Raw genomic sequence first — 5,260 nt, forward strand, 5'->3', positions numbered from 1 at the left:
CGTGTGCTCTTCCGATCTTAAAAATGTTTATCCAGGCTTTGTCGAGGCGCATTGCCATATCGGCCTGGATGGCTCCGGGATCGGTTTTGAGGGCGACGACTGCAATGAGATGACAGATATTCTGACGCCGCAGCTGCGCGCGATCGACGGCATCAATCCGATGGATCCGACGTTCCGTGAAGCGGCGCTGGCCGGCATCACAACCGTCTGCACCGGACCGGGCAGCGCGAATGTGCTGGGCGGTACGTTTACGGCGATCAAGACAGTCGGCAAGCGCGTCGATAAGATGATCGTCAAAAAGGAAGTCGCGATGAAATGCGCGTTTGGCGAGAACCCGAAGCGTTGTTATAAAGATAAGAATAACTATTCCCGGATGTCGACCGCGTCCAAGCTGCGCGAAATGCTTTTGAAGGCCAGAGAATACGACCGCAAGGTGCTGGCCGCGGGCAGCGATGAAAGCAAGCTGCCGGCTTACGATATGAAGCTGGAAGCGCTGCGGCCGGTGCTGCATGGCGAGCTGCCGCTGAAGGCCCACGCGCATCAGGCCAACGATATTTTCACGGCGCTGCGGATCGCGCAGGAATTCAATGTGAAGATCACGCTGGAACATGTAACGGAAGGGCATCTGATTGTCGACGAGCTGAAGGACGAACCGGTGCCGATGGCGGTCGGACCGTCGTTGACCCATGCGAGCAAATTTGAGCTGCGCAACAAAACGTTTGAAACTCCGGGAATACTGGCGAACGCCGGCTGCCAGGTTTCAATTATCACCGATTCGCCGGTAATTCCGCAGCAGTATCTGCCGCTGTGCGCCGGTCTGGCGATCAAATCCGGCATGAAGGAGTGGGATGCGTTAAAAGCGATCACAATCAACGCCGCCAAGCATATCGGCATTGAGGATCGCGTCGGTTCGCTGGAAATCGGCAAGGATGCGGACATTCTGGTCATGGAAGGCAGTTGCTTTGAGGTTTCGGCACAGCCGGAAATCGTCATCATCGACGGAAAGGTCGTGGCGTAAGACATGCGGTTAGTTCAAAATGGACTGGTTACCACGATGGCTGGCGAAGGTCCGGTCATTGCGGATATCTTAATTGATAATGGAAAAATCGCGGCGATCGGGGAACACCTAACAGTTCCGGAAGGCTGCGAGATCATCGACGCGACAGGCCTGCAGGTGTACCCTGGGTTTATCGACTGCCATTGCCACATCGGTTTGTATGAAGACGGAATCGGCTTCGAGGGCAACGACACCAACGAATCGACCGATCCGATCACGCCGCAGCTGCGCGGGATTGACGCGATCAATCCGTTCGATCCTTCGTTTAAGGAGGCGGCCGCAGCCGGCGTCACGACAATCGGCACCGGGCCGGGCAGCGCGAATGTGGTCGGCGGGACGTTTGCGGCTGTGAAGACCGTCGGCACCTGCGTCGACGAGATGATCGTCAAGGAAGCTGTCGCGATGAAGTGCGCTTTCGGCGAAAATCCGAAGCGCTGCTACCAGGGCAAAAACAACAACACCCGGATGGCGACGGCGGCGAAGCTGCGCGAGCTGTTGTTTAAAGCGAACGAATATTCAATGAAACTCAGCGAGGCCCGTCAGGATCCGAGCAAACGCCCGGCTTTCGACATGAAGCTGGACGCGATGCTGCCGGTCGTGCGCAAACAGCTGCCGCTCAAAGCGCACGCTCACCGGGCAGACGATATCTGCACGGCAATCCGGATCGCGAAGGAATTCGATTTGAAGCTGACGCTGGAACATGTGACAGAAGGTCAGTTCATCCTGCCGCAGCTGCAGGCGGCCAACGTACCGCTGGCTGTCGGGCCAAACCTGCACGCCAACAGCAAGTTTGAAATCCGCAACATGACGTTTACGACTCCGGGCGTTTTAAGCAAGGCCGGGCTGCAGGTTTCGATCGTGACGGACGCCCCGATCGTGCCGCTAAAATATCTGGCGATGTCGGCGGGACTGGCGGTTAAATCCGGGATGGATCACACCGAAGCGCTGAAAGCGATCACGATCAATCCGGCGAAGCATCTGGGCATCGCCGACCGGGTGGGTTCGTTAGAGGTCGGCAAGGACGCGGATATCGTCATCACCGACGGCGATCCGCTGGCAATGTTCACGACGGTCCGCACGGTTCTGATCAACGGCGAGATCGTTGCCTAAAACAGAATCAAGAAATCCTGACTGCTTTGATTAAAGCTTCAGGATTTTTTACATTTGAGGGAAGTGCAGGGCTTCGCGCCGGCGGAATTTTATGATATAGTGAAAAGCAGAGTTGCGGTTGAATGACCCTGTCCTAAGGACAGACGGGCAAAACCTGTGAAGCAAGGAGCGAAGTCTATGATCCGAATGTTAGCGTCTGATATTGACCATACTTTATTTTCTCATCAAACCTACGCGATTCCTGAGGTGAATCTGAAGGCGGCGGATACGCTGCGCAGTCAGGGCGTCGAACTGGTTCTCGCGACGGCGCGGATTTATGCCGGGGTGCGTAAGCTGGAAGCGCAGTTGGATATGCGGGAAAAAGGCGGAATGATCATTGCCTCCGCCGGGGCGGAGCTGATCGACTGCCGCCGCGGTATCCGCACGGTGCTGCACAGCTTAACCCTCGAGCAAATAAAAACGCTGAAGCAGTTTTCCGACGCGCATCCAGGCGTGACGCTGGCGGTGCAGCAGGAAGATCTGATGGTCGCCGACGGCTACGATGCTTCATTAGACAGCGACCGCACTGTCGTCGGAATTGATTTTCTCGTCGTCGGTTCCGATTTCTTTTCCTACATGACAAAACCGGCGTGTATGGCGGGATTGACCGGCGATCCGCAGCAGCTGGATGACATTGAATTCCAGGCCCGCGCCGTCCTGAAGGATGTGACCCTGACGCGCTCCGGCCCGGGGTTTCTCGACGTTACACCGCAAGGCGTGCACAAGGCGCTGGCGCTGAAGCAGCTGTGCGGTCGTCACGGTATTCCGCTGCAGGCGCTGGCGGCGATCGGCGATGGCAACAACGATCGGGAAATGTTGGCGGAAGCCGGCTTGTCGTTTGCGCCGTCCAATGCCGTGGAGGCGGTTAAAAAACAGGTCGATCACGTATTGGGGAGCTGCGAGGAAGGCGCGTTCGCTCAGGCCGTGGCGATGATTTTAGAACGGAACGAAAAGGAGCGCGCGCATGGAACGGTATAGTGCGATCAAACAACTGGCCGTGACCAGCGCGGAACTGATCGAACAGGTTCAGTTTGACGATCACCAGGGCAAACCGGAGAAAATCGAACCGCTGCTGGCGCAGATCATCACGCTGGCGCTGGCGGCGTCCGCCGACCCGGAAGCCTTAAAAACAAGCTTGTTTCAGAAAGAAAAGACGGAAAAAGGAGAAAAATAGGAAAAAATCTCCTTTTTTTCGTATTTGAGGCAGGCAAAATCGAATTTTCAGCGAATATTGTAAGTGAGCGGTCTGACTGAACCGGTCATGTTTCTCATAGGCTGATACCAGAGGTGAAGCCAAATGAAAAAAAGTTCGATTGTAACCATGATGGCCGTCTTGTTGTCGCTGGGCTTCTGCGTTCTGTATTTCGGATTGTTTGCGCGGATCAGTGAAACAAGCTCGGCGCCCGAGGATTCGCTGGAGGTCACCGTCACGCCCGGCACGCAGCCGGAATCGGCGGCGCCGGTGATTTCCGACGATCAGGGATCATCGTCGCTGAGCTGGATTCAGGCCGGGGTGTTCGCGCAGGAAAGCTCCGTGCGTGAGCTGACAGCGTTTTTAGAACAGGACGGATTTACGCCCGTGACCTATACGCGCGGTGAATACCAGATCGTCGCCGTCGGCGTCAGTCTCGATCCGGAAGTCACCCGCCAGTGCCGCCAGCGGATGATCGATCTGGATTACGAATGGATGGAACGCGCCTGTTCGCTCAACGAAACTCAACGGCAGCAGCTAAGCCAAGGTCAGACCGCATCGGTATTGGAGGGATGTACATCACAACCGTAAGAGAAATGCCCTGTGAGGAACGGCCGCGCGAAAAAGCGCTGCAGCAGGGAATTGAACACTGTTCCAACAAGGAAATTCTGGCGCTGATTTTACGCAGCGGCGTGCCGGGAGCGTCCAGTCTGATGATCGCCGACCAGCTGCTTCAGCGCAGTCAGGGCGTCAGCGGTCTGTCCCGGCTGACGCTCAAAGAGCTGACGCAGATCAAAGGCATCAGCCAGGTCCGCGGTCTGGAGATTTTAGCGTGTTTTGAGCTGGCGCGGCGGATCAGCGAGGAACAAACCCGCGATATCGACGTCGTTTCCAATCCGGAGGCGCTGATGGCCTGGCTGGGACGGGAAATCGGCGGCAAGCAGCAGGAGCACTTTTTAGCGATCTATCTCGACGCGAAAAACCACATTTTAGAGCACCGGCTGTTGTTCAAAGGTACGCTGGACGCCAGCATCGTCCATCCCCGCGAGGTGTTTAAGGAAGCGCTGCTGGCCTCGGCCTGCCGTGTGTTGGTTGTACACAATCACCCGTCGCAGGATCTGACCCCAAGCATGGCCGACCGGATCATTACCCAGCGCTTAAAAGAAACCGGCGAGCTGATCGGAATCGAGCTGCTGGATCATTTAATCGTCGGAACCACGCAGTATTTCAGCTTCCGCGCCCATGGATTATTAGATTGAAGTTCGGGGGCAATCACCGTATAATAGACGCAGGTGATAAAATGAAACTGAATCGTTTTCAAAAAATACTGCTTTGGCTGATTGGCATTTCGCTGTCCTTGTCGTTAATTTTAAACGTCGTCAGCGTAACGACCCCGTTCAGTGAAATCAGCCGGCAGGGGTATAACGTCTTTTCCATGCTTAAATATTCGTTGATTGATTATCCGGTCACGACGGTGACGGATTTCTTTACCTCATTCTCACGGCTGTGGCAGGTCCGTCAGGAAAACGACCTGCTTCGCACCCAGGTCGATCAGATCTCTTCGCTGCAGGGGCAGCTGGCGGAAGCCGAGCGGCAGATCGAGGAGCTGAAACAGATCGCGGACTTGAAAACGATCGTTTCGGATTACGATCTGATTCCCTCGACCGTGCTTTCGCGCACTCAGGAAGCCTGGAACAACCTGTTGACGATCGACGTCGGCAGCGCCGACGGGGTCGGGCTAAACTATGCCGTGATCACGCCGAAGGGATTGGTCGGCAAGGTAACGAAGGTTAACGAACACACTTCGACGGTGAAGCTGATCACTGCGGAAGACGGTCTGAATAAGGTGTCTGTAAAGATTG

General features: G+C 55.8%; 7 protein-coding genes. All 7 read left to right on the forward strand.

Annotated features, from left to right (window positions below; translation table 11 throughout):
• On the forward strand, window positions 1-1,018 hold a 1,018-nt coding region (locus AC5OW4_RS14335), incomplete at its 5' end, for an amidohydrolase (protein ID WP_493677131.1).
• A 3-nt stretch (window positions 1,019-1,021) separates the two neighbouring features.
• Window positions 1,022-2,167 carry an amidohydrolase gene (locus AC5OW4_RS14340; protein WP_072684225.1) on the forward strand — a complete coding sequence of 382 codons (1,146 nt, stop codon included), beginning with the start codon at window positions 1,022-1,024 and terminating at the stop codon, window positions 2,165-2,167.
• 177 nt (window positions 2,168-2,344) lie between these two features.
• On the forward strand, window positions 2,345-3,184 hold the full coding sequence (locus AC5OW4_RS14345; protein ID WP_072684226.1) for an HAD family hydrolase: 840 nt from the start codon (window positions 2,345-2,347) through the stop codon (window positions 3,182-3,184).
• On the forward strand, window positions 3,171-3,380 hold the full coding sequence (locus AC5OW4_RS14350) for a hypothetical protein (protein ID WP_072684227.1): 210 nt from the start codon (window positions 3,171-3,173) through the stop codon (window positions 3,378-3,380). The genes AC5OW4_RS14345 and AC5OW4_RS14350 overlap by 14 nt, the downstream gene beginning before the upstream one ends.
• Before the next feature lie 123 nt (window positions 3,381-3,503).
• On the forward strand, window positions 3,504-3,989 hold the full coding sequence (locus AC5OW4_RS14355; RefSeq protein ID WP_072684228.1) for a hypothetical protein: 486 nt from the start codon (window positions 3,504-3,506) through the stop codon (window positions 3,987-3,989).
• Entirely contained in the window at window positions 3,971-4,657 is a 687-nt protein-coding gene (gene radC / locus AC5OW4_RS14360) for a RadC family protein (RefSeq protein ID WP_072684229.1), read from the forward strand. The genes AC5OW4_RS14355 and radC overlap by 19 nt, the downstream gene beginning before the upstream one ends.
• A 41-nt stretch (window positions 4,658-4,698) precedes the next feature.
• The coding region (gene mreC / locus AC5OW4_RS14365) for a rod shape-determining protein MreC (protein ID WP_493677132.1) at window positions 4,699-5,260 on the forward strand (562 nt) is incomplete at its 3' end.

The organism is Holdemania sp. (assembly GCF_986127675.1).

Bases quoted from the DNA above. Each gene is read 5' to 3' on its own strand.
- AC5OW4_RS14355 (WP_072684228.1), top strand. From the start codon at position 3,504: ATGAAAAAAAGTTCGATTGTAACCATGATGGCCGTCTTGTTGTCGCTG.
- AC5OW4_RS14340 (WP_072684225.1), top strand. From the start codon at position 1,022: ATGCGGTTAGTTCAAAATGGACTGGTTACCACGATGGCTGGCGAAGGT.
- AC5OW4_RS14350 (WP_072684227.1), top strand. From the start codon at position 3,171: ATGGAACGGTATAGTGCGATCAAACAACTGGCCGTGACCAGCGCGGAA.
- AC5OW4_RS14345 (WP_072684226.1), top strand. From the start codon at position 2,345: ATGATCCGAATGTTAGCGTCTGATATTGACCATACTTTATTTTCTCAT.
- radC (WP_072684229.1), top strand. From the start codon at position 3,971: ATGTACATCACAACCGTAAGAGAAATGCCCTGTGAGGAACGGCCGCGC.